The following is a 19653-nucleotide window of genomic DNA, read 5'->3' on the forward strand; positions in this document are numbered from 1 at the left end:
TAAGTCAAGAATTATACGAAAGAATGAACGAAGCCACGATATTTCACGCACTCGCCGACCCCAACCGCCGGGCACTGCTCGACCGTCTGAGGCTCGCCGAGCTCAACGCGACCGAACTGCGCCAAGGCCTGGGCATTTCCCAGCCGGCCGTGTCACAGCATGTCGCCGTGCTCAGGCAGGCCGGGCTGATCATGTCCAGCCGCCAGGGTCGACAGGTGCGCTACCGCATCGACCCCGACGGCCTGCGGCCGCTACTCGACTGGCTCCAGCGGTACCAGAGCTTTTGGCCACAGCGTCTCGACAATCTGCAAACGCTTCTCGAGGAGATGAAACATGAATGAAGAGTCTCGACACACCGAGATCGTGCACGAATGCGATCTCGACCATCCGCTCGAGCAAGTCTGGAAGGCCGTGACGGCGCCGGCGCTGCTGACTCGGTGGATCGGTTTTACGCCAAGCAGTATTGATGCCAGTCAAGGCGGGATCGACTACCGCATCGTCGAGACACAGGCACCGGAACGCGTCTGGCTGGACTGGCACGACCCCGCGACCGATCAACCCGACTCGACGGTGCTGATCGAGCTGACACCGCTGTCGCCCAGTAGAACACGCTTACGCCTCACCCACCGCCCGGGCGTCGCCATGCAGCGAGCCGCCAACGACGAGTGCCAATCCCCGCAGGCCCTCGCCGCCTGACTCTCTTCGACCGGAGAAGCCGACATGAATCCTAGCCTGCAACTCGTGCCCATGGTGGTGGAGCAGTCCTCCCGCGGCGAGCGCTCATTCGATATTTATTCACGCTTGCTGCGGGAGCGCATCGTGTTCCTCAATGGCGAGGTCAACGATGACTCTGCGGCACTGATCTGCGCGCAGTTGCTGTTTCTGGAATCGGAAAACCCGGAAAAGGAGATCTCCTTCTACATCAACTCTCCAGGCGGGGTCGTCTCCAGTGCCTTCGCCATCTACGACACCATGCAGTTCATCACTGCCCCCGTTGCGACGCTGTGCATGGGGATGGCCTGTTCGGCGGCCTCATTCCTGCTGATGGGGGGTGAGCCAGGCCGACGAATGGCGCTGGCCAACGCCTCAGTGGTGATCCACCAGCCGCTGGGAGGCTTTCGTGGTCAGGCATCGGATATCGCTATCCACGCGGCCAACATTCAGAAAACCAAACGCCGGCTGATTGCGCTGTATGCCCATCATTGTGGTCAGGACGAGGCAACCGTCGAAAAAGCCCTCGACCGTGACAACTTCATGGACCCCGAGCAGGCTCGCGACTGGGGATTGATCGACAGCGTCATGACACGGCGTAGCGACCTGGCTGCGTGAGGGCACTCACATGCCGCCATGTCGGACTGATCATCAGTGCAGCCATGCCGTGCCGGACGATGAGTCAGTCTAAGAACGCCTTTCGCAAACGGTAGACGAAGTAGGCTTTTCCGGGAGCAGGGCGTCGCGAGGTCGCTGTGAACCCCTCCCTGGGCGCTACCTTTGCCATCCCTGGCAAAGGACCCTCGCTTTGTCCTGCCCCCGGCGCCCATCGTCAGAGGGTTGGGAAATGAGCTCTAAAAAGCCAAATCCCCCGCCGACTTGCGCCCCGGCGGGTGCGCTTCGATACTGAGGGTGGATACCGGATCAGGGAGGCCGCCCGTGCCCGCCAAGAGCGTGTCAGATTCCCGTGTGTCAACCACCACCACCGACACGACCTGTGCGGTGGCCGCCAGCGAACCCGAACCCCAGAGCGAGACCGCGTTCACGCCCCACACCCAGACCCAGCCGGCCTTGGCGTCCCTCGACGGTATCGCCGAGAACAGCGCGCTGGTGATCGTCGACGTGCAGCCCGACTTCATGCCCGGCGGCGCCCTGGCCTGCGCCGAGGGGGATGCGATTCTCCCCGGCCTTGCCTGGCTGCTGGCACAGCATGCCTTCGGCCATGTGGTGGCGACCCAGGATTGGCACCCCGCGCGCCACGTCTCCTTCGCCTCTTGCCATCCGCCGCACCAGCCGTTCGAGGCGATCGAACTCTACGGCCACAGCCAGACCCTGTGGCCGGACCATTGTGTCCAGCGCAGCGAGGGCGCGGCACTGCACCCGGCCATCGACTGGTCGCCGTGCGACGTGATCATCCGCAAGGGCACCGATCCGCGCACCGACTCCTACAGCGCCTTTCGCAACAACATCGGCCCCGACGGCCACCGCCCCGCCACCGGGCTGGCCGGCTGGCTGCGCGATCGCGGTGTGAGCGATATCTACGTCTGTGGCCTGGCCCGCGACGTGTGCGTGCTGTGGACCGCCGAGGACGCGGTGGCCGCCGGTTTCCGCACCCATTTTCTGTGGCCACTGACCCGCCCCGTCACCTTCGACACCGACGCCGACGTGCTCGAACGGCTGGCGGCGCTGGAGATCGCGGTGATCGAGGCCTGACGGTTATCACCTTGGAACATTTTCATTCCCAGAAGGAGCAGCCCACCATGAGCAACCACGTCTACAAGCAGGTCGAGATCACCGGTTCTTCCCCCGACGGCATCGAAGCCGCGGTGCAGAACGCCATCGCCAAGGCCAGCGAGTCACTGCACGGCATGCGTTGGTTCGAGGTCACCGAGACCCGCGGGCATATCGAGAACGAGCGCATCGCCCACTGGCAGGTGACGGTCAAGGTGGGTATCTCCCTCGACTGATCGTTGCCCGACCGGCGCGGGCCGCACGAGCATCACGGCCCGCGCTAGGGTTTCTCTCCACCTCGCGCTTCCCGGCATCACGCACCGCCCGCGTGCGGGGTGGTGTCATTCGCCGTCCAGGGTCGTTATGCTACGCGCTGATCGTGGCGCGCCCGACCCCAGGCGGTGAACGGGCATCTCTCTCCCGCGCTTTTTTACTCAGTGCTTCCCTGACGGTTTGGCATGAAAATCATCATTCTAGGGGCCGGCCAGGTGGGCGGCACGCTGGCCGAACATCTGGCCAACGAAGAGAACGACATCACCGTCGTGGATATCAGTGAAGTGCGTCTGCGCGAGCTGCAGAACCGCCTGGATATCCGTACGGTCGTGGGCACCGCGTCCTACCCCAACATCCTGCGTCAGGCCGGCGGCGAAGACGCCGACATGCTGATCGCGGTGACCAGCTCCGACGAGATCAACATGATCGCGTGCCAGGTCGCGCACTCGCTGTTCCGCACGCCGACCAAGATCGGCCGGGTGCGTTCGACCGCCTATCTCACGCGCAAGAGCCTGTTCTCCAACGACGCCATCCCGGTCGACGTGCTGATCAGCCCGGAGCAGGTGGTCACCGACCATATCCGCCGCCTGATCGAGTACCCCGGTGCGCTGCAGGTGCTCGACTTCGCCGGTGGCCTGGCCCAGCTGGTGGCGGTCAAGGCCTACTACGGCGGGCCGCTGGTGGGCCAGGAGCTGGGCTTTCTGCGCCGCCACATGCCGGATATCGACACCCGCGTGGCCGCGATCTACCGCCGTGACCGTCCGATCATTCCTTCCGGCGACACCGTGATCGAGGCCGATGACGAGGTCTTCTTCATCGCCGCGCGCAAGGATATCCGCACCGTGATGGGCGAGCTGCGCAAGGTCGACCGCGACTTCCGCCGCGTGGTGATCGCCGGCGGCGGCAACATCGGCGAGCGTCTGGCCGAGACCCTCGAGCACAAGCACCAGGTCAAGATCATCGAGCACGACCTGAGCCGCTGCGGCACGCTCTCCGAGAAGCTCGACCGCACCGTGGTGCTGCACGGCAGCGCCACCAGCAAGCGGCTGATGCTCGAGGAGAACATCGAGGACTGCGATATCTACTGCGCGCTGACCAACGACGACGAGGTCAATATCATGTCGTCGATGCTGGCCAAGCGCCTGGGCGCCAAGAAGGTGCTGACGCTGATCAACAACGCCGCCTACGTGGATCTGGTCCAGGGTGGCGAGATCGATATCGCCATCTCGCCGCAGCAGACCACCATCGGTAGCCTGCTGACCCACGTGCGCCGCGGCGATATCGTCAACGTGCACTCGCTGCGTCGCGGTGCCGCCGAGGCGATCGAGGCGATCGCGCATGGCGACAAGCGCTCTTCCCGGGTGGTCGGGCGCACCATCGGCGAGGTCGACCTGCCCAGCGGCACCAGCATCGGTGCCATCGTGCGCGGCAAGGAGGTGTTGATCGCCCACGACGACGTGCTGATCGAGAGCGGCGACCACCTGATCCTGTTCGTGATCGACAAACGCCGCATCCGCGACGTCGAACGGCTGTTCCAGGTCGGGCTCACCTTTTTCTGATGCTGTTCGTCCCGATGTCGTTTATCTCAATGCCGTTCGTTCTGGTGCCGTTAGTGGAGATGGCGCTCTTTAAGATGGCGTTGGCAACCCCTTCATGTCGGTCGCAGCGGCCGTTCGCGAGCGTGTGCGCATGAACCTGTTCGTGACCCTGCGCATCGTCGGGCTGCTGCTGATGCTGTTCAGCCTGACCATGGTGCCGCCGATGGTGATCGCGCGGATCTTCCACGACGGCAACTGGCACGCCTTTGCCATCGGCATGGCGATCTCGGTCGTCACTGGCGCCCTGATCTACTGGCCCAACCGGCGCGCCCGGCGCGAGCTGCGTACCCGCGATGGTTTCATCATCACGGTGCTGTTCTGGGGCGTGCTGGGGCTGTTCGGTACCGTGCCGTTCATGGTCTCCGAGGCACCGGCGATGAGCTTCACCGATGCGGTGTTCGAATCCTTCTCCGGGCTGACTACCACCGGCGCCACGGTGCTCCACGGCATCGACCAGCTCCCCGCGTCGATCCGCTTCTACCGCCAGCAGCTGCAGTGGCTCGGTGGCATGGGGATCGTGGTCCTGGCGGTGGCGATCCTGCCCACCCTGGGCATCGGTGGCATGCAGCTCTACCGCACCGAGATCCCCGGGCCGCTGAAGGACTCCAAGCTAACCCCGCGGATCACCGAGACCGCCAAGGCGCTGTGGTACATCTATGTGATCCTCACGGTAGTCTGCGCGCTGGCCTACTGGCTCGCCGGGATGGACTGGTTCGATGCCATCGGCCACAGCTTCTCGACCATCGCGGTGGGCGGCTTCTCCACCCATGACGCCAGCATGGCCTACTTCGACAGCGCCACCATCGAACTGATCTGCGTGCTGTTCATGATCGTCTCGTCGATCAGCTTCGGGCTGCACTTCGCGGTATGGCGCGAGAAGCGCCTGCTGCAATACATCCGCGATCCTGAGTTCTGCTTCTTCGTCTCCTTCCTCGGCCTGCTGGTGCTGATCACCGTGGTCACGCTGTTCGCCACCGGCACCTACCACGATGCCACCGGCTTGCGCCACGGGCTGTTCGAGGCGGTCTCGGTGGCCACCACCTCCGGCTTCAGCGTCGCCGACTTCACCCTATGGCCCGGGGTACTGCCGATCATGCTGTTCATGGCGGCCTTCGTCGGCGCCTGCTCCGGCTCCGCCGGCGGCGGGATGAAGGTGATCCGTATCCTGCTGATCCTCAAGCAGGGCATCCGTGAGATTCACCGGCTGATCCACCCCAATGCGGTGTTCGCGGTCAAGGTGGGCAAGATGCGCATCTCCGAGGGGGTGGCCGAGGCGGTATGGGGCTTCTTCTCGGTCTACCTGATGCTGTTCGTGCTGATGCTGCTGGCACTCTCGGCCACCGGGCTCGACCAGATCACCGCGTGGTCGGCGGTGGGCTCGGCGCTCAACAACCTGGGCCCCGGGCTGGGCGCGGTCTCCACCGACTACGGCGACATTCCCGATCTGGCCAAGTGGATTCTGGTCCTGGCGATGATGCTCGGACGCCTGGAGATCTTCACCGTGCTGGTGTTGTTCACGCCGGCGTTCTGGCGCCGCTGAGCGCGGCGTCCCGCTGTTCGCGGCAGCCTTCCACTAAAGGATAACGAGCGCGCTATCGCCAGGGGGGAAGCCCGGGGGTCGCCAATGATAGAATGCGCGGCTTTCCGGCGCCGCCAACAGGCTCACGAGGCAGCGGTAGTGCCGCCCCCTACCTTTCGCATCACGAGAGAGTCATGTCAGTCAATTCGCAACGCCGCTCTTCCGCCCCGTCGTTCCTGCGGCTGGGTCTGATTCCCCAGATCGTCATCGGTATCCTCCTCGGCCTGCTGGTCGCCCAACTGGCGCCGGCACTGGCGCAATCGTTCGAGCTCCTGGGCCAGATATTCATCAGCGCGCTCAAGGCGATCGCGCCGATTCTGGTGTTCGTGCTGGTGATGGCCGCCATCGCCAGCCACGAGCGCGGCCAGCCGACCCAGATTCGCGGCGTGCTGGCGCTCTATCTGATAGGCACCCTGGTGGCAGCGCTGGTGGCAGTGAGCGCGAGCTTCCTGTTCCCGACCACGCTGATCATCGACGCGCCCCAGGCCGACGGTACCCCGCCCTCGGGGATCGCCGAGATCCTGCGCAACCTGCTGCTGAGCGCGGTGGACAATCCCGTGGCGGCGCTCACCAACGCCAACTTCATCGGCATTCTGGCCTGGGCGGTGGGCCTGGGCCTGCTGCTGCGGCGCGCCAACGACACCACTCGGCGCGGCCTCGCCGATCTCTCCGACGCCGTCTCGGGGCTGGTGCGCTGGGTGATTCGGCTGGCTCCGCTGGGCATCTTCGGGCTGGTCGCCAACACCTTCGCCACCACCGGCATGAGCGCGCTGGCCGACTACGCCCATCTGCTCGGGCTGATCATCGGCTGCATGCTGTTCGTGGCGCTGGTGACCAACCCGCTGATCGTGTTCCTGTATACCCGCCAGAATCCCTATCCGCTGGTCTTCACCTGCCTGCGCGGCAGTGCCATCACCGCCTTCTTCACCCGCAGCAGCGCCGCCAACATCCCGGTCAACATGGAGCTGTGCAAGCGCCTCGACCTGCACGCCGACACCTACTCGGTGTCGATCCCGCTGGGCGCGACCATCAACATGTCCGGCGCCGCGGTGACCATCACCGTGATGACCCTGGCCGCCGCCCACACCCTGGGCCTGAGCGTCGACTTCTCCACCGCGCTGCTGCTGTGTATCGTCTCCGCCCTCGCCGCCTGCGGCGTCTCCGGGGTCGCCGGCGGCTCGCTGCTGCTGATCCCGATGGCGGCGAGCCTGTTCGGCATCTCCGCCGACGTCGCCATGCAGGTGGTGGCGATCGGCTTCGTCATCAGCGTGCTGCAGGACTCCACCGAGACCGCGCTCAACTCCTCCACCGACGTGCTGTTCACCGCCGCCGCCTGCCGTTCGCCCAAGGCACGCGCCGCGCAGGAAACCGGCCGCGCCGCGAGCGAGACGGTTTAAAAGCGCCTTGCACGACCAGGCTTATCCGGCGGCAGGGCGTTGCGAGGGCGCTGTGAACCCCTCCCTGGGCACTACCTTTGCCATCCCTGGCAAAGGACCCTCGCTTTGCCCTGCCCCCGGTGCCCATCGTCAGAGGATTGGGAAACGGGTCCGGCAAAGCCTGAGCGTTCGTCCCGGCCGGCCGGTTTTTCACCGGCCGGCTTGGCATCGCCGCCGTGACGTGCAATATGGGGCGATGACTTTTCTCCAGCCTTTGGAATTTCCCCTCGATGTCTGACTCCACAGCCGGCCCCCGCGAGGTCGTCGCGCTCGCCGAGCACGAGCTCACCCTGCTCGGCACCGCCCATGTCTCCCAGGCCAGCGCCGACGAAGTACGCGAGCTGATCGACTCCGGCGAGTTCGACGCCGTGGCGATCGAGCTCTGCACCTCGCGCCACCAGAGCCTGACCCAGCCCGACGCCATGGCCAAGCTCGATCTGTTCCAGGTGCTCAAACAGGGCAAGGCGGGCATGGTCGCGGCGAGCCTGGCGCTCGGCGCCTTCCAGCAGCGGGTGGCGGCCCACTCCGGCATCGAGCCGGGGGCGGAGATGCGCGCCGCGGTCAAGGGTGCTCAGCGCGCCGGCCTGCCGCTCTACCTGATCGATCGCGAGATCGGTGTCACCCTCAAGCGCATCTACCAGAACGTGCCCTGGTACAAGCGCTTCGGGCTGATCTCGGGGCTGCTCGGCAGCGTGCTGTCGCGGCAGACGGTCTCCAGCGAGGAGATCGAGAAGCTCAAGGAGGGTGATGTGCTCGAATCCACCTTCGCCGAGTTCGCCGAGCAGTCGGAATCGCTCTATGCACCGCTGATCGCCGAGCGCGACCGATTCATGGCGCTCAAGCTGGTGGAGTCGCTGCCCGATGGGCAGGCCCGTCGGGTGCTGGTGGTGATCGGCGCGGGGCATCTCAAGGGCATGAGCGAGCACCTGCGGACGCTGGATGCCCAGCCGCCGGCCGCGCTGGCAGTGCGCGAGGAGCGCGCGACGCTGGAGTCCACCGCACCCCGCGCACGCTGGTGGAAGGCACTGCCCTGGGTCATCGTGGCGCTGGTGCTCACCGGCTTCGCCATCGGCTTCAGCCGCGACACCGCCTTCGGCTGGTCGCTGGTCGCCGAGTGGGTGCTGATCAACGGCAGCTTCTCGGCGCTGGGGGCGCTGATCGCCCTGGGCCATCCGCTGACCATCGCCGCGGCCTTCCTCGGCGCCCCGCTCACCTCGCTCAACCCCACCATCGGGGTCGGCTTCGTCACCGCCGGGGTCGAGCTCTACTTCCGCCGCCCGACGGTGGGTGACTTCTCGCGCCTGCGCAGCGACGTCAGCCACTGGCGCGGCTGGTGGCGCAACCGGGTCGCACGCACCCTGCTGGTATTCCTGCTCTCGAGCCTCGGCTCGGCGATCGCCACCTGGGTCGCCGGCCTGCGTATCGCCGGGCAGCTATTCGGCTAGCCCAGAGCCCTCAGCTGATTAAGAGCCCTCAGCTGATTAAGAGCCCTCGGCTAGCCGCCCTTGGCTAATTCAGAGCTCTCGGCTCGCCATGTGCGAGCCGAGCGTACGTGTCCAAGCGAAGCCGTTCGGCTGTCGTCATATGCCTGATGCGAGCCTGGGCCCATAACCGCTCTCGCGCACTCCTCTCCTCTTGCATCATCCCTCTTGAAAGCCCTCCAACAGCCACCATTGTCTGCTCCGGGTGCCGCCTAGGCCGCTGATAGCGGGGCCGAGGGCCGGGAATGAAAAAAATCGCTGCATGATTCACCTCCCCTCTTGAAAGCCGCCTGGGCGCCCATATTTAACATAATGTCGAGAGAGGAGCAGTCAGCCGACGGCATCTTGCATGCGTCATCCCCTCGACAGCGGGCGCCGCCCAGCGGGTCCGCGACCGGTGGCCCGGGATGGGCTCGGGCACCCCAAGACTTCGCTGTCATTCAGGAGGTTGCACCATGAATACGATGTCTCTTTCTCCGCTGTTCCGCCGTTCCATCGGTTTCGACCGTCTCAACGATCTGTTCGAGACCGCGATGCAGAACGACGTGCCCAGCTATCCGCCCTACAACGTCGAGAAGTATGGCGAGAACGACTACCGCATCGCCGTCGCGGTCGCCGGCTTCGGCGAGGGCGAGCTCGATGTCAACGTCGAGAAGCGCGTGCTGACCATCAGCGCCGGCAAGAACGGGCGCGACGACCAGGAGCGAGTGCAGTACCTGCACCAGGGCATCGCCCAGCGCGCGTTCAAGCTCTCGTTCCGCCTCGACGAAAACATCGAGGTTCAGGGCGCACGGCTGGAAAACGGCCTGCTGATCGTCGATCTGCTGCGCGTGGTGCCCGAAGAGCAGCGCCCGCGCCAGATTCCGATCAACGGTACGCAGCAGCGCCTGAGCGACACCAGCCAGAGCGACGCGACTCAGGGCGAAACGGTAGAGACCGCCCACGCCTGAGCGTGAACCAGGCGCGCTGACGGCCGCGACGACCGCCAATATCCGCCGGCCAGGCAGCCCACGTTGCCGGCACGACGGATAGCAGAAGGCCCGGCGGGGTAAACCGCCGGGCCTTCTTTCGTCTGAGCCTCTGACGTTGGACCTCAGAGCACGCCCTGCTCCCTGGCCATGGCATATGCCGCCCGCGGCCCGTGCCACAGGGTGGGAATCAGCAGGAAGGCCACCGGCACCGCCGGGATCACCAGGAACTGCTGCAGCACGCTGACCTGACCCGAACCCATGTAGAGCAGGATCGCCGCCATCAGCGCAAAGGTGACACCCCAGAAGGCGCGCAGCGCCATACCCGGGTCATCGTGGCCAGCACACACCACGGAGACCGCGTAGCTCATCGAGTCACCGGTGGTGGCAACGAAGATGGTGGTCAGCACCAGCACCGCCAGCGCCATCCAGGTACCACCGGGCAGCGCCTGCGCCACCGTCAGCGTGGCCACGTCGAACTGGAAGTTCTTGAGCGGCTCGGCCAGATCGATCACGCCATGGAGCTGGTAGAAGATGCCGGAACCGCCGAGCAGGGTGAACCACACCGTGGTCACGATCGGCGCCAGCACCGCAGTGGCGATGATCATCTCGCGGATGGTGCGCCCGCGGGAGATCCGCGTGACGAAGATCGCCATCGGCGGCGCGAAGCCGACGAACCAGGCGAAGAAGAACACCGTCCACCACTTCAGCCAGCCCAGCGGCGCGGTCACCGTGGTCAGGGTCGACAGCTCGAAGAAGTGGCTCAGGTAGCTACCGAAGCCCTGGAACCAGCTATTGACCAGGAACAGGGTCGGCCCCAGCACCAGGATCACGCCCCCCAGGATCATCGCCCAGATCACGTTGAAGCGGCTGAGAAACTGGATTCCGCGGTCGATCCCGGTCACCGCCGAGGTGACGTAGATCGCCCCCAGGCCGACGAGGATCATCAGCTGCACCTCGTAGCCGCGGGGAAAGCCGAACAGATCGTGGAGCCCGAAGCTGACCTGGGTCGCCAGGAAGCCGAGCGGCCCCACCGTACCGGCGGTCACCGCGATGGCGCAGATGGCATCGATGACACCACCGAGGATACCTTTCATCCGCTTGTCGCCGATCACAGGCGCCAGCAGCGTGCGCGGCTGCAGCGGCAGGCCGCGCTGGTAGTGCTGATGCGAGAGGATGCACACCGGCAGCGTGCCGAGAATGGCCCAGCCGGTGAAGCCCCAGTGGAAGAAGGCCTGGGCCAGGGCATTGGGTACCGCCGCCGGCGTGCCCGCCTGGGAGTCGAACGCCGGCGGGGTGACCACGAAGTGGTAGATCGGCTCGCCGGCGGCGAAGAACACCCCGCCCCCCGCCAGCAGCGTACACAGGATGATCGAGACCCAGCGGAAGGTGCTCATGTCCGGCTTGTCGAGCCCGCCGATGCGCGCGCGGCCGGCCGGGGACAGCGCCACGCCGATGGCGATGAAGAAGGTCAGCAGCATCAGCAGTTGGAAGGTACTGCCGAACAGACGCGCGGACTGGGTAAAGCCGATGTCGATCAGATGGGCCACGGTGTCGGGTGCGATCGCCGAGGCAGCGACGAACAGCACGATGAAACCTATGGTGAGTATGAGTACGACGGGGTCGCCAAAACGGCCACCTGTGGATGATGGCGCGTTGGGATCGGAAGTCATATGAGGGGAGCGTTCGTTAGGCATGAAGCGCGCCACCCTACCGACCCGCGCCGCAGACGGCAAGCGCCGAGCACATCGGCGCTTGCCGCCCGCCGGGTTGCGCGCATCCGTCTATCCGGCGCGTGCTCAGCCTGGCAGCGCCCAGCGGTAGTGCTCGAAACGCTTGCCCAGAGCCTTGGGCGACTCCGCCGCCAGCCGCATGCCGAGCGGCATGGCGCTAAGCTGCAGGCTCAGACGACGCCGCGCCCGGGCAATCTGCTCGAGGGCGATTCGGCGGGTTTCGTCTTCCAGCGGTTGGGATAGATCGAGGCGATAAGGCATGGCTGGCTCCCACTCCGGCAATCAGGCGTTCCGTAGATTCACAGGGTAGACCAGGCAGCAGACCGCAGCGGGCGGCTATCTCTATTCGCCCAAAAGCTAATGGAGAGGAGTTCTCTCTCGGTTCTAGGCTCAAGATGGACCTGACCGAGGGGGATCGATCCCGTGAAGAGTACACCGTTCATCACCGAAAGCCTGCTGACCCGCTGCCGCAAGGAGCAGAGCCTGCAGCACCAGCGCGCCCGGCAACCCTTCGACCCCGCGTCGCTGAATGACCGCAAGGAGCTGTCGCTGATGGTCGAGGAGGCGATCCGCGAAGGCGAAACCTATGTCTCCATCGCCCGGGGCCACACCCATATCGGCCTCACCGAGAGCGATCTCAACGAGCTGGTCGGCCCCGAAGTCGCGATCCGGGACCGTATCGAGCGCTTTCAACAGATTTGATTCGTGCCGCCGGTAACCGCACCTCAATGAGTGGTCCGCGCCATCCCGGCAGGCGCTGGAGATCAACGACCCGGCCGCTACCCACGGCGGCCGGGGTTTCTGCGCGTCGGGTGTTAACTCAGCGCACCGTGATGCGGTCCGGCGTCTGCGCGACGATCTCGAGCGGCGTACCCGCGAGTGCGGTCTCCAGCGCCTGGCGAATGCTCATCGCCCCGGTGACCGCGTTGACCGGCACCGCCTCGGTTCGCGACAGGTCGGTCTCGATGAAACAGCCCGTGGCGTGGGCCAACTGCTGCGCGGTCTCGTCGAAGCGCTGAGCCGGAATGGGGTGCGCCGCCGGCTTGTCGCAGGCGCCTTTCGACGTGGCCGCCGGCGCCTTGGGCACGGCCGCAGAGCTACCCGCCGAGTGGGCGGCCGGCGCATCTGGGTTCGACGCCGCCGGTGCCGGGGCACAGCCGCAGAGCAGTGCCAAAGTCACCCCACCGAGTGCGCCTAGTGCAAAACGTGTGACCATGGTGACCTCCGTTTCTCGGTTCCCGTCTCTCGCTAGACCTGCTTCTCGATAAACAAGCCGACAGCCCCGCTGGTCGCGCCGTCTACCGCCGTAAGGTGGGGCGTGTCGCTCTTGGGCTCAACGGGCGCAGTACTGCTGGAAAACCTTGGCCTGGGTATCGAGCGTCACCTGCTCATTGACCTGGCTATAGTAGAAAGGCGCGTAAGAAGTCTCCCCCGCCACCCGATACTCACCGCACAGGCCGTAGCCCTTCTGCACCGATTCGAGATCCTTCAGCTCGACCTTCTCCACCCCGCGCTGCGTGGCGATCAGCTGTGCCACGTTGTCATCGACCTGGCTATCGCTGAAGGCCTGATAACCGAAGATGGCACCAAACACGAGGAGGATCCCCACCACGGGTACGTATACGTTATGCATGTCCGCTGCCTGTCAGAGAAAGAGAAGTCCGCCGGAAAGTGCGCCGATGATACCGGATCGGCGCCGCTGAACGTAGGCAGATGACTCAACCAGCTAGCGGCAGGTCGCAGAGCAGACAGCGGGGTCTCCCGCTCACGGTTAGGCATTGCGTCCCTGGCGGGAAACCAGCGGCAACATTGCCTACCTCATGTAGATATGTGATAACATAACAATATCAAACCCTAGATTCAGCCATCCAAGGCCCAGGAGAGACAGCATGAAAGACGGCATCCATCCCCAATACCGCACCGTGATCTTCCACGACACCAGCGTCGACAAGTACTTCAAGATCGGCTCGACCATGAGCTCGGACGAGACCATGGAGTGGGAAGACGGCAACACCTACCCGGTGGTACGCCTGGATATCTCTTCCGCCTCGCACCCCTTCTATACCGGCAAGCAGCGTGAGGTCGGCAGCGAAGGCCGCGCCGCCCAGTTCCAGCGCCGCTTCGGCAGCATCGCCGCCGCGCGCCGCAAGTGATCCCCGGCCCGGCCAGCGCGCCGGGCTTTTTTCGATACCTGCCAGACACCCACAGCCTGCGTGCCGGATTTCTCCATTCAGCGCCAGGCGTTGTCCGCCTGACGCACCGGAATATTCCCCAGCGCCGGCTCCGCCAGCCGCGTATTGAGCGCGATCAGCGGTTCTGGATCGACGGGTAGCGTGCGGTAATGGCTCACACAGCCGCACCTGGCGCAGCGCACGAACTCGATCTCGCGATCACCGCGCTGCCACAGGGCCACCCCGGCCTCGCCGACCCGAAGGGTGACCTCGCCAAACGCATAGTAGGCCCAGAGCGCAGCGTAGCGCCGACAGATGCCACAGTTGCAGGCGGTCACCTGCTCGGGTAACGGCGCAGTGACCTCGAGATTGCCGCAGTCGCAGCGCAGCGTCAGGCGTTCCACCGCGCGCCTCCCTGGCGATGCCTAAGCGTCATGTGCCCTCCTTGGGCGAGCCGATCAGCGCCTGGAGCGAGTCGATCGGCGAGGTGATGAGATTCTCCAGCGACTCCGAGATCGCCTGCCAGATCACCACGCTCATATCCACGTTGCTGCCGCTGACGGTGGTATCGATAGGGATGTTCAGATTGATCACCCCGCTCTCCGCCTGCAGCAGCGCCACCAGATTCTTCAGCGGCAGCGAGCTGGCGTCCGGGTCGACCTCGCGGCCCAGGTCGAGCTGCTTGAGAATGATATGGTTGCGTGCGGTCAGCGCGCCGTCCTGCAGGCGGTAGTGAAGGTCGAGATCGGCGCTGCCGTGCTCGATACGATAGCCCGCGAAGCGCCGGATATAGGGCGCGAACTGGGACAGCGCCAGCCGCTGGGTGGTCAGGTGCATGCGCGCACCCAGGCTATCGCCGAAGCTCACCTCGCCTTCGATCATCACCGGCGTGCCGTCACTCACCCGGCCCTCGACATGGTACTGGGCGGGCTTGGCGGTACGCGTATCGAAGCGCGTCAACTGACCCTGCAACTGACCGATATCCAGCGACACCACCGGCGACATGCGGCGATCCTCGAACGTCATCTCGCCCTGCTCGACACGCAGCTTCTCCAGCGCCAGGGCCATACCGCCGGATTGACTGTCATCTCCGCTGCCCTGGCTATGATGCTCATTGCTTGGGTTCTTACCGCCCTGTGCCTGGCTGTTCTGGCGCCCATTGCTTGGATTCTGGCCGGTCTGGCCCTGGCTGCTCTGAGACTCACTGCTCTCATTCTGGGTCTGCCCCGACTGGGCCTGCTGGCTGCCGCCGAACTGCGCGAGGAGATTGAAGCGACCTTGATCATCCACCAGCGCGTTCAACTTGGGCGCGGTAAGCGAAAGCGAACCGACAACGAGATGGTCACCGCTGGCGAAATCGATCTGCTCGGCCACGCCCCGCTGCACCGAGAACAGCGGCTGGCCCTGGGCGCCCTGGGTATCGACGCCATTCAGCGTCACCCCGCCCTGATAGGCCACAGCGGCGCGACTCGCCTGGCCGAGGCGCAGCCTGCCATCGAGCGAGAGCTGACCGCCCACCACCCGCGCCGGCAGCGCCCGGGTCAACCAGGGGTCGAGCGCCGCAGCGTTGACCTGCTGCGCCTTCAGCGCCAGATCGCCACTCAGCGGCAGCACCCCGAACTGCCCCTCGAGATCGAGCTGGCCACCGCCCAGGCTCGCCGTGGCCTGCCCCTGCATCGGGCCACCATCCGGGCGCTGAAAACCCTTGAGCGTCAGATCGACCTCGTCCGCCTGAATCCTGGGCTGCCCGGCAGCCGCCTGATCGACCCAGGCGATACGCCCGTGCTCGGCGCGGATCCGGTCGATGGTCAGCGGCATCGGCTGACCCGCATCGTTCGATGCGGACGAGCCCTGCCCGAGTGTGGTCACGTTGAGCGGCCCGGAAGGCGGCGAGACCAGATTCAGATGCGGCGAGCTCAGGGTGACCGAATCGATATGGATACCCGGCTGCCATAGGCTATCCCAGGCGAACGCCACCCGGCCCGACGCCGCGGTGAGCATCGGCGTCTTGCCGCTGCCGATCTCCAGTGACGAGAACGACGCCGTGGCGGTGAAGGGGTTGAAGGAGAGACGCGCCAGCGCGACCGGCTCTCCCAGCGAGCGGGAAAAGTGGCTCTCCGCCCACTTCGTCAACGCCCAGGGGCCGGCCACGATGGCCAGAAACAGTAGCGCCAGCGCCACGGTGAAAACGCCGATCCAGCGGCGGCGGGTCGCGCTAGCCATGGATACACTCCCTTGCGTCGGTGATACAGCTCGATTGCCTATTGAGCGTAGCAACCCACAGCGGGCGTGCCGGCGGGAATATCAGCGCGGATAGACTTTCTCGAACTGCTCCAACAGCAGCAGATCCTGCGGGCTGAAGGAGATACCGAGCTGGCGCGCCGCGCGCTCGAAATAACGGCGGTGGGTCTCCCGCCACTGCGCTAGCGAGCGATCACCCTCGCCCTCCCGATAAGCGAACTCGGCGGAGACCTGATCGAAAGCGGCAATCTCCACCTGCGTCGTCACGATCACGCACACCGGGTTCTGGGCCCAATCTACCACCAGCGTAAAGGCACCGGGCGCCGGTCTATCGCGCCCCTCGATCTCGTACGCCGCCAGTAAATCGCAGCTCGCACGCTTGATGCCCCGATCGACCAGACGTGCGCATTCATCGGTATCGGTCTGGTTGTCACAGAAAAAATCGACCTGAATCGCCGATGCCCGGTGCCGCTCCGGTTCCTCCAGCGTGGCCAGAAAACGCTCAACGAACGCCTGCTGCTGCGGTGTCATATCCAAAGTCTCATCGTATTGCCTTGCTGCCATGCCGTTGGCCGAGCCAACGCCATTCGCAACCCGCTATGCCACCGGCCGCTTCATCGCCAAGATGCCCACGCTGAACGCCAGCATCAAAGCGCCGCTGACACGGTTGAACCACTGCAAGGTGCGCCCACCGCGCAGATAACGACCAATACGGCTGCCCAGGATGGCATAGGCCGCCACGGCGACCAGCTCCATCAGCAAGAAGAGCGCGCCCAGCAGAGTGAAGCTCGCCGCGTAGTGCTCTGCCACCACGAACTGCGGCAGAAAGGCGGTGAAGATCAGAATCGCCTTGGGGTTGCCGGCCGCGACCAGAAACTCCTGGCGCATGAGCCGCCAGAGCGACTGCGGTGCCTCGCCCGCAACTTCGACCGCTTGCGGCCGGCTCAACAGCAGCTTGATCCCCAGCCAGGCCAGATAGGCAGCACCGGTCCATTTGACGACCAGGAAGAACCACATCGAAGTCGTCAGCAGCGTCCCCAACCCGACCCCGGCCACGGCGATCATCGGAATGAACGCCGCGATCCGCCCCAGCGAAGCCAGCACCGCCCTAAAAGGCCCGACCCGTGCAGCATTGGTCGTTGCCAGCAGATTGTTGGGACCAAAGGCCATATTCAGCGCGAAGCAGGCCGGGAGAAAGAGCCAGAGTTGGGAGAGATTCATGGGAAACTGCCCTAGGCGTATGGGGTCGAGCCGCTGGGTGTCGAAGCGGCCTACTGGGACAAGTAGTGATAGCGGCTGATTTGGCCCAAGCTATCGCTTTTGAAGCGAATTCAATACTGCCCGACACCACCGCAACGCCTATGTTGGTTTCAGCTTTCTCGCGACGATAAACCACCAGACCAATGCGACAGCCCCACTGGCGCTGCGGTAAGCTCGAACCGTGCCCGCTACACGGCTCGCATCAACGATGCCCAGCCGCCCATTCAAGGAAGAGAGACGATGGACCTCGCCCTCTGGATCACCTATCTCGGCGTCATCACCGCGCTGATTCTGTTTCCCGGGCCCTTTGCCTTGCTCTGCATGCATCACGGGCTGCGCCACGGGCGCCGCCGCGCGCTGGTCACGGTGGTGGGTGGCGCGCTGGCATCGCTCGCCCTGATGGCGCTCTCGTCGCTGGGCCTCGGGGCTATCCTGGCCACCTCGGAAACCGCCTTCTTGGTGCTCAAGGTGATCGGTGCGGCCTATCTGGTCTATCTCGGCGTGCAGGCGTGGCGCGCACCGGCGGCGGCGCCTGCGGTGTCAGCCAGGGAAAGCGCGCCATCCACACTCGGGCGGAGCCGGCGGCAGCTCTTCACCAAGGGCTTTACCGTGGGGATCAGCAACCCCAAGGACCTCTTGTTCTTCGGCGCGCTGTTTCCCAACTTCATCGACCTGAGCCAGCCGCAGTGGTCACAGTTCGCGATCCTGGCGCTGACCTGGCTCGTGGTCGATCTGGCCACCATGACCACCTACGCCTCGGTTGGCTCCAGCGTGAGCCGCTGGTTCGCCACGCCGCGTCGCGCGCGGCTGTTCAACCGCACCACCGGCAGCCTGTTCGTTGCCGCCGGAGGGGCCCTGGCCGTGTCACACCGCTGAATTCATCGTGATTGAGATTTTTCCATGCCAGAGAGCGCCCTGAACCGCCCTATCGCCGTCTTCGATGCCGGTATCGGCAGCTATGCCATCGTCGCCGAGGTTCAGCGCCGCCTGCCCCGGCAAGACGTGATCTACTTCGCCGACCGCGCCAGCTTTCCCTACGGCAGCAAAGGGCCGGAGGAGCTCACCGAGGTGATGTCACGCACCCTGCGATTTCTGGAAGGCTTCGCCCCTTCGGCCATCGTGATGGCGTCGAATGCGCCTTCGATCACGGTGCTGGAACGAGTGCGACCGCTCACTACGCTGCCGCTCTTCGGGGTCTTTCCGCCACTGGCCGAGGCATTGGCGCTCGCCCCGCATGGCAAGGTGGGCATCATGGGGGTGCGCTCGCTGATCGAGAGTGACGAGCTGCGCGATTTCGTGGCCAGGCAGACGTCGGCGCCGGAGGCCGTGAGTCTGATCGACGCTTCAGCGATGGTGGCACTGGTGGAGAGTGGCGCCTTTCTATTCGATCCCGAGGGGACGCAGGCGCAGGTGAACGCATTCGTCACGGCGCTGCATCGCCGGGAGCCGGGTCTCGAGGTGCTGACGCTATCGAGTACGCACCTGCCCTGGCTCAAGGGGTTCTTCGAGACCGCCAGCCCGGATTGCCGCTTCCTCGACCCCGCCGAAGCGATCGTCGCCGGGCTGGGCGAAGGCACGCCGGGCAGCGGCCGCATCCGCGCGCTGGTAACGGAAGATGAGCGCTACAGCCTGGCGGATTTTCAACGCATGCTGGCACACCTGGGGGTCGAGCTAGCGCTCGAGAAGGTGGCTTGAGTACGTCTCGAGTGCCCGGATCAAGCGTGTGTGGAAGCCACTCAGTAGCTTATTCCGCCTGCCACCCTTCCAACGCCGCCAGCAGCCAGGCGCGGTCGACCACGTTGGCGTACTCGCCATCCAGATTGGCCATCGCCATGGCGTGGACCTCAGACGCCGAGTGCCAGACACCGGCGTAGTCCGGCTTGGCAAAGGTGTAGCAGGCAGCTTCCGGTACCCATACGGTAAATCCCAGATTGCCGGCGCTTCTCGCGCTGTTCTCCACCGAGTTCTCGCTCGCCACGCCGACAATCATCAGATGGCGAATCCCGCGCACGTGCAGCCACCTTTCCAGGGCGGATTGAGTAAAGGCGTCGGGGACGTTTTTCTCGAAGACAGCCTCGTGCGCCAGCGGCATGAAAGCCTCCTGGAACGCCGCCCCTGACTGCCCGGGCCGGAAGCCCGAGGTCTCCGAGCGTGAGATATGGCGCACATGAACCACCGGCCATTGGCGCTGCCGCCACACCCCGAGCAGCGCGGCGATCAGCGCTTCCGCGTCGTGATTGTTGCGCTGCTCGGTGCCCAGCGCCTGCATGCAGTGCTGCTGATCGATCAGGATCAAAGCGCTTTCCGCCGGCGGCCGCGCGGGGCCTGCCCCATCAACTCCCGGCGCAGCGCCGCTGGCGGGCGTATCGGTCTCTTGCATGGACACCTCGTTATCGAGGGCTAAAGGTTTTTGGCATGGTCACATGGGCAACGCAACAGCAGGATGGAAGCGCTCTGCCACTGAAGGATGC

General features: G+C 65.1%; 23 protein-coding genes. 14 read left to right on the forward strand and 9 right to left on the reverse strand.

The features are described 5' to 3' along the window. The first annotated feature begins 23 nt into the window (after positions 1–23). The 10 genes from ABV408_RS13905 to ABV408_RS13950 all read left to right on the forward strand — a co-directional run bounded on the left by ABV408_RS13905 (position 24) and on the right by ABV408_RS13950 (position 9759). On the forward strand, positions 24–341 hold the full coding sequence (locus tag ABV408_RS13905) for a metalloregulator ArsR/SmtB family transcription factor (protein ID WP_353979512.1): 318 nt from the start codon (positions 24–26) through the stop codon (positions 339–341). After that, positions 334–696 carry an SRPBCC domain-containing protein gene (locus tag ABV408_RS13910; RefSeq protein WP_353979513.1) on the forward strand — a complete coding sequence of 121 codons (363 nt, stop codon included), beginning with the start codon at positions 334–336 and terminating at the stop codon, positions 694–696. Before ABV408_RS13905 ends, ABV408_RS13910 begins: the two co-directional genes overlap by 8 nt. 24 nt (positions 697–720) lie before the next feature. Further along, positions 721–1329 carry an ATP-dependent Clp protease proteolytic subunit gene (locus ABV408_RS13915; protein ID WP_353979514.1) on the forward strand — a complete coding sequence of 203 codons (609 nt, stop codon included), beginning with the start codon at positions 721–723 and terminating at the stop codon, positions 1327–1329. A gap of 351 nt (positions 1330–1680) precedes the next feature. Beyond that, a complete protein-coding gene (locus tag ABV408_RS13920; RefSeq protein WP_353979515.1) occupies positions 1681–2424 on the forward strand; it encodes a nicotinamidase in 744 nt (247 codons plus the stop codon). A gap of 47 nt (positions 2425–2471) precedes the next feature. Continuing rightward, positions 2472–2678, forward strand: coding sequence for a dodecin (locus ABV408_RS13925; RefSeq protein ID WP_035473958.1), 207 nt, complete (start codon positions 2472–2474; stop codon positions 2676–2678). Positions 2679–2900: 222 nt separating this feature from the next. After that, positions 2901–4274, forward strand: a complete 1374-nt coding sequence (gene trkA / locus ABV408_RS13930; protein WP_035473960.1) for a Trk system potassium transporter TrkA — start codon at positions 2901–2903, stop codon at positions 4272–4274. A gap of 130 nt (positions 4275–4404) precedes the next feature. Further along, on the forward strand, positions 4405–5853 hold the full coding sequence (locus tag ABV408_RS13935; protein ID WP_353982242.1) for a TrkH family potassium uptake protein: 1449 nt from the start codon (positions 4405–4407) through the stop codon (positions 5851–5853). Between the two features lie 173 nt (positions 5854–6026). After that, positions 6027–7289, forward strand: coding sequence for a serine/threonine transporter SstT (sstT, locus tag ABV408_RS13940; protein ID WP_353979516.1), 1263 nt, complete (start codon positions 6027–6029; stop codon positions 7287–7289). Between the two features lie 269 nt (positions 7290–7558). Then, positions 7559–8773 carry a TraB/GumN family protein gene (locus ABV408_RS13945; protein ID WP_353979517.1) on the forward strand — a complete coding sequence of 405 codons (1215 nt, stop codon included), beginning with the start codon at positions 7559–7561 and terminating at the stop codon, positions 8771–8773. 491 nt (positions 8774–9264) lie between these two features. Then, positions 9265–9759: an Hsp20 family protein gene (locus ABV408_RS13950; RefSeq protein WP_353979518.1), complete on the forward strand. Its 495-nt coding sequence runs from the start codon at positions 9265–9267 to the stop codon at positions 9757–9759. A gap of 143 nt (positions 9760–9902) precedes the next feature. Here ABV408_RS13950 and ABV408_RS13955 read toward each other — a convergent pair whose 3' ends face one another. Both ABV408_RS13955 and ABV408_RS13960 read right to left on the reverse strand, forming a co-directional pair. After that, positions 9903–11450: a BCCT family transporter gene (locus tag ABV408_RS13955; RefSeq protein ID WP_353979519.1), complete on the reverse strand. Its 1548-nt coding sequence runs from the start codon at positions 11448–11450 to the stop codon at positions 9903–9905. Between the two features lie 126 nt (positions 11451–11576). After that, on the reverse strand, positions 11577–11771 hold the full coding sequence (locus ABV408_RS13960) for a hypothetical protein (protein WP_353979520.1): 195 nt from the start codon (positions 11769–11771) through the stop codon (positions 11577–11579). A gap of 162 nt (positions 11772–11933) precedes the next feature. Between ABV408_RS13960 and ABV408_RS13965 the strand changes: the two genes are divergently transcribed. Continuing rightward, positions 11934–12212: a hypothetical protein gene (locus ABV408_RS13965; protein WP_106419704.1), complete on the forward strand. Its 279-nt coding sequence runs from the start codon at positions 11934–11936 to the stop codon at positions 12210–12212. 118 nt (positions 12213–12330) lie between these two features. On the opposite strand, the gene ABV408_RS13970 is transcribed toward ABV408_RS13965, so the two are convergent. Together ABV408_RS13970 and ABV408_RS13975 are read right to left on the reverse strand one after the other, a co-directional pair. Then, positions 12331–12726: an STN domain-containing protein gene (locus tag ABV408_RS13970; protein ID WP_353979521.1), complete on the reverse strand. Its 396-nt coding sequence runs from the start codon at positions 12724–12726 to the stop codon at positions 12331–12333. A 117-nt stretch (positions 12727–12843) separates the two neighbouring features. Beyond that, positions 12844–13143 carry a hypothetical protein gene (locus ABV408_RS13975; protein ID WP_353979522.1) on the reverse strand — a complete coding sequence of 100 codons (300 nt, stop codon included), beginning with the start codon at positions 13141–13143 and terminating at the stop codon, positions 12844–12846. 256 nt (positions 13144–13399) lie between these two features. On the opposite strand from ABV408_RS13975, the gene ABV408_RS13980 reads away from it, so the two are divergent. Continuing rightward, on the forward strand, positions 13400–13663 hold the full coding sequence (locus tag ABV408_RS13980; protein ID WP_353979523.1) for a type B 50S ribosomal protein L31: 264 nt from the start codon (positions 13400–13402) through the stop codon (positions 13661–13663). A gap of 77 nt (positions 13664–13740) precedes the next feature. Here ABV408_RS13980 and ABV408_RS13985 read toward each other — a convergent pair whose 3' ends face one another. From ABV408_RS13985 to ABV408_RS14000, 4 genes are all read right to left on the reverse strand, one after another. Then, a complete protein-coding gene (locus ABV408_RS13985) occupies positions 13741–14085 on the reverse strand; it encodes an aldehyde-activating protein (RefSeq protein ID WP_353979524.1) in 345 nt (114 codons plus the stop codon). Between the two features lie 28 nt (positions 14086–14113). Beyond that, a complete protein-coding gene (locus ABV408_RS13990; RefSeq protein WP_353979525.1) occupies positions 14114–15904 on the reverse strand; it encodes a DUF748 domain-containing protein in 1791 nt (596 codons plus the stop codon). An 81-nt stretch (positions 15905–15985) separates the two neighbouring features. Further along, positions 15986–16453 (reverse strand): ASCH domain-containing protein, encoded by a 468-nt coding sequence (locus ABV408_RS13995; RefSeq protein WP_353979526.1) that lies wholly within the window; start codon positions 16451–16453, stop codon positions 15986–15988. A gap of 66 nt (positions 16454–16519) precedes the next feature. After that, positions 16520–17143: a LysE family translocator gene (locus tag ABV408_RS14000; protein ID WP_353979527.1), complete on the reverse strand. Its 624-nt coding sequence runs from the start codon at positions 17141–17143 to the stop codon at positions 16520–16522. 279 nt (positions 17144–17422) lie between these two features. Here ABV408_RS14000 and ABV408_RS14005 point away from each other — a divergent pair, with 279 nt between their 5' ends. Next, positions 17423–18058 carry a LysE family transporter gene (locus ABV408_RS14005; RefSeq protein WP_353979528.1) on the forward strand — a complete coding sequence of 212 codons (636 nt, stop codon included), beginning with the start codon at positions 17423–17425 and terminating at the stop codon, positions 18056–18058. Between the two features lie 24 nt (positions 18059–18082). Further along, a complete protein-coding gene (locus ABV408_RS14010) occupies positions 18083–18877 on the forward strand; it encodes an aspartate/glutamate racemase family protein (RefSeq protein ID WP_353979529.1) in 795 nt (264 codons plus the stop codon). Positions 18878–18926: 49 nt separating this feature from the next. Here the strand turns inward: ABV408_RS14010 and ABV408_RS14015 are convergent, their stop codons facing one another. Continuing rightward, positions 18927–19562, reverse strand: coding sequence for a cysteine hydrolase family protein (locus ABV408_RS14015; RefSeq protein ID WP_353979530.1), 636 nt, complete (start codon positions 19560–19562; stop codon positions 18927–18929). Positions 19563–19653 lie beyond the last annotated feature (91 nt).

This window comes from Salinicola endophyticus (assembly GCF_040536835.1).
GTDB classification, from domain to species: Bacteria; Pseudomonadota; Gammaproteobacteria; order Pseudomonadales; family Halomonadaceae; genus Salinicola; species Salinicola endophyticus_A.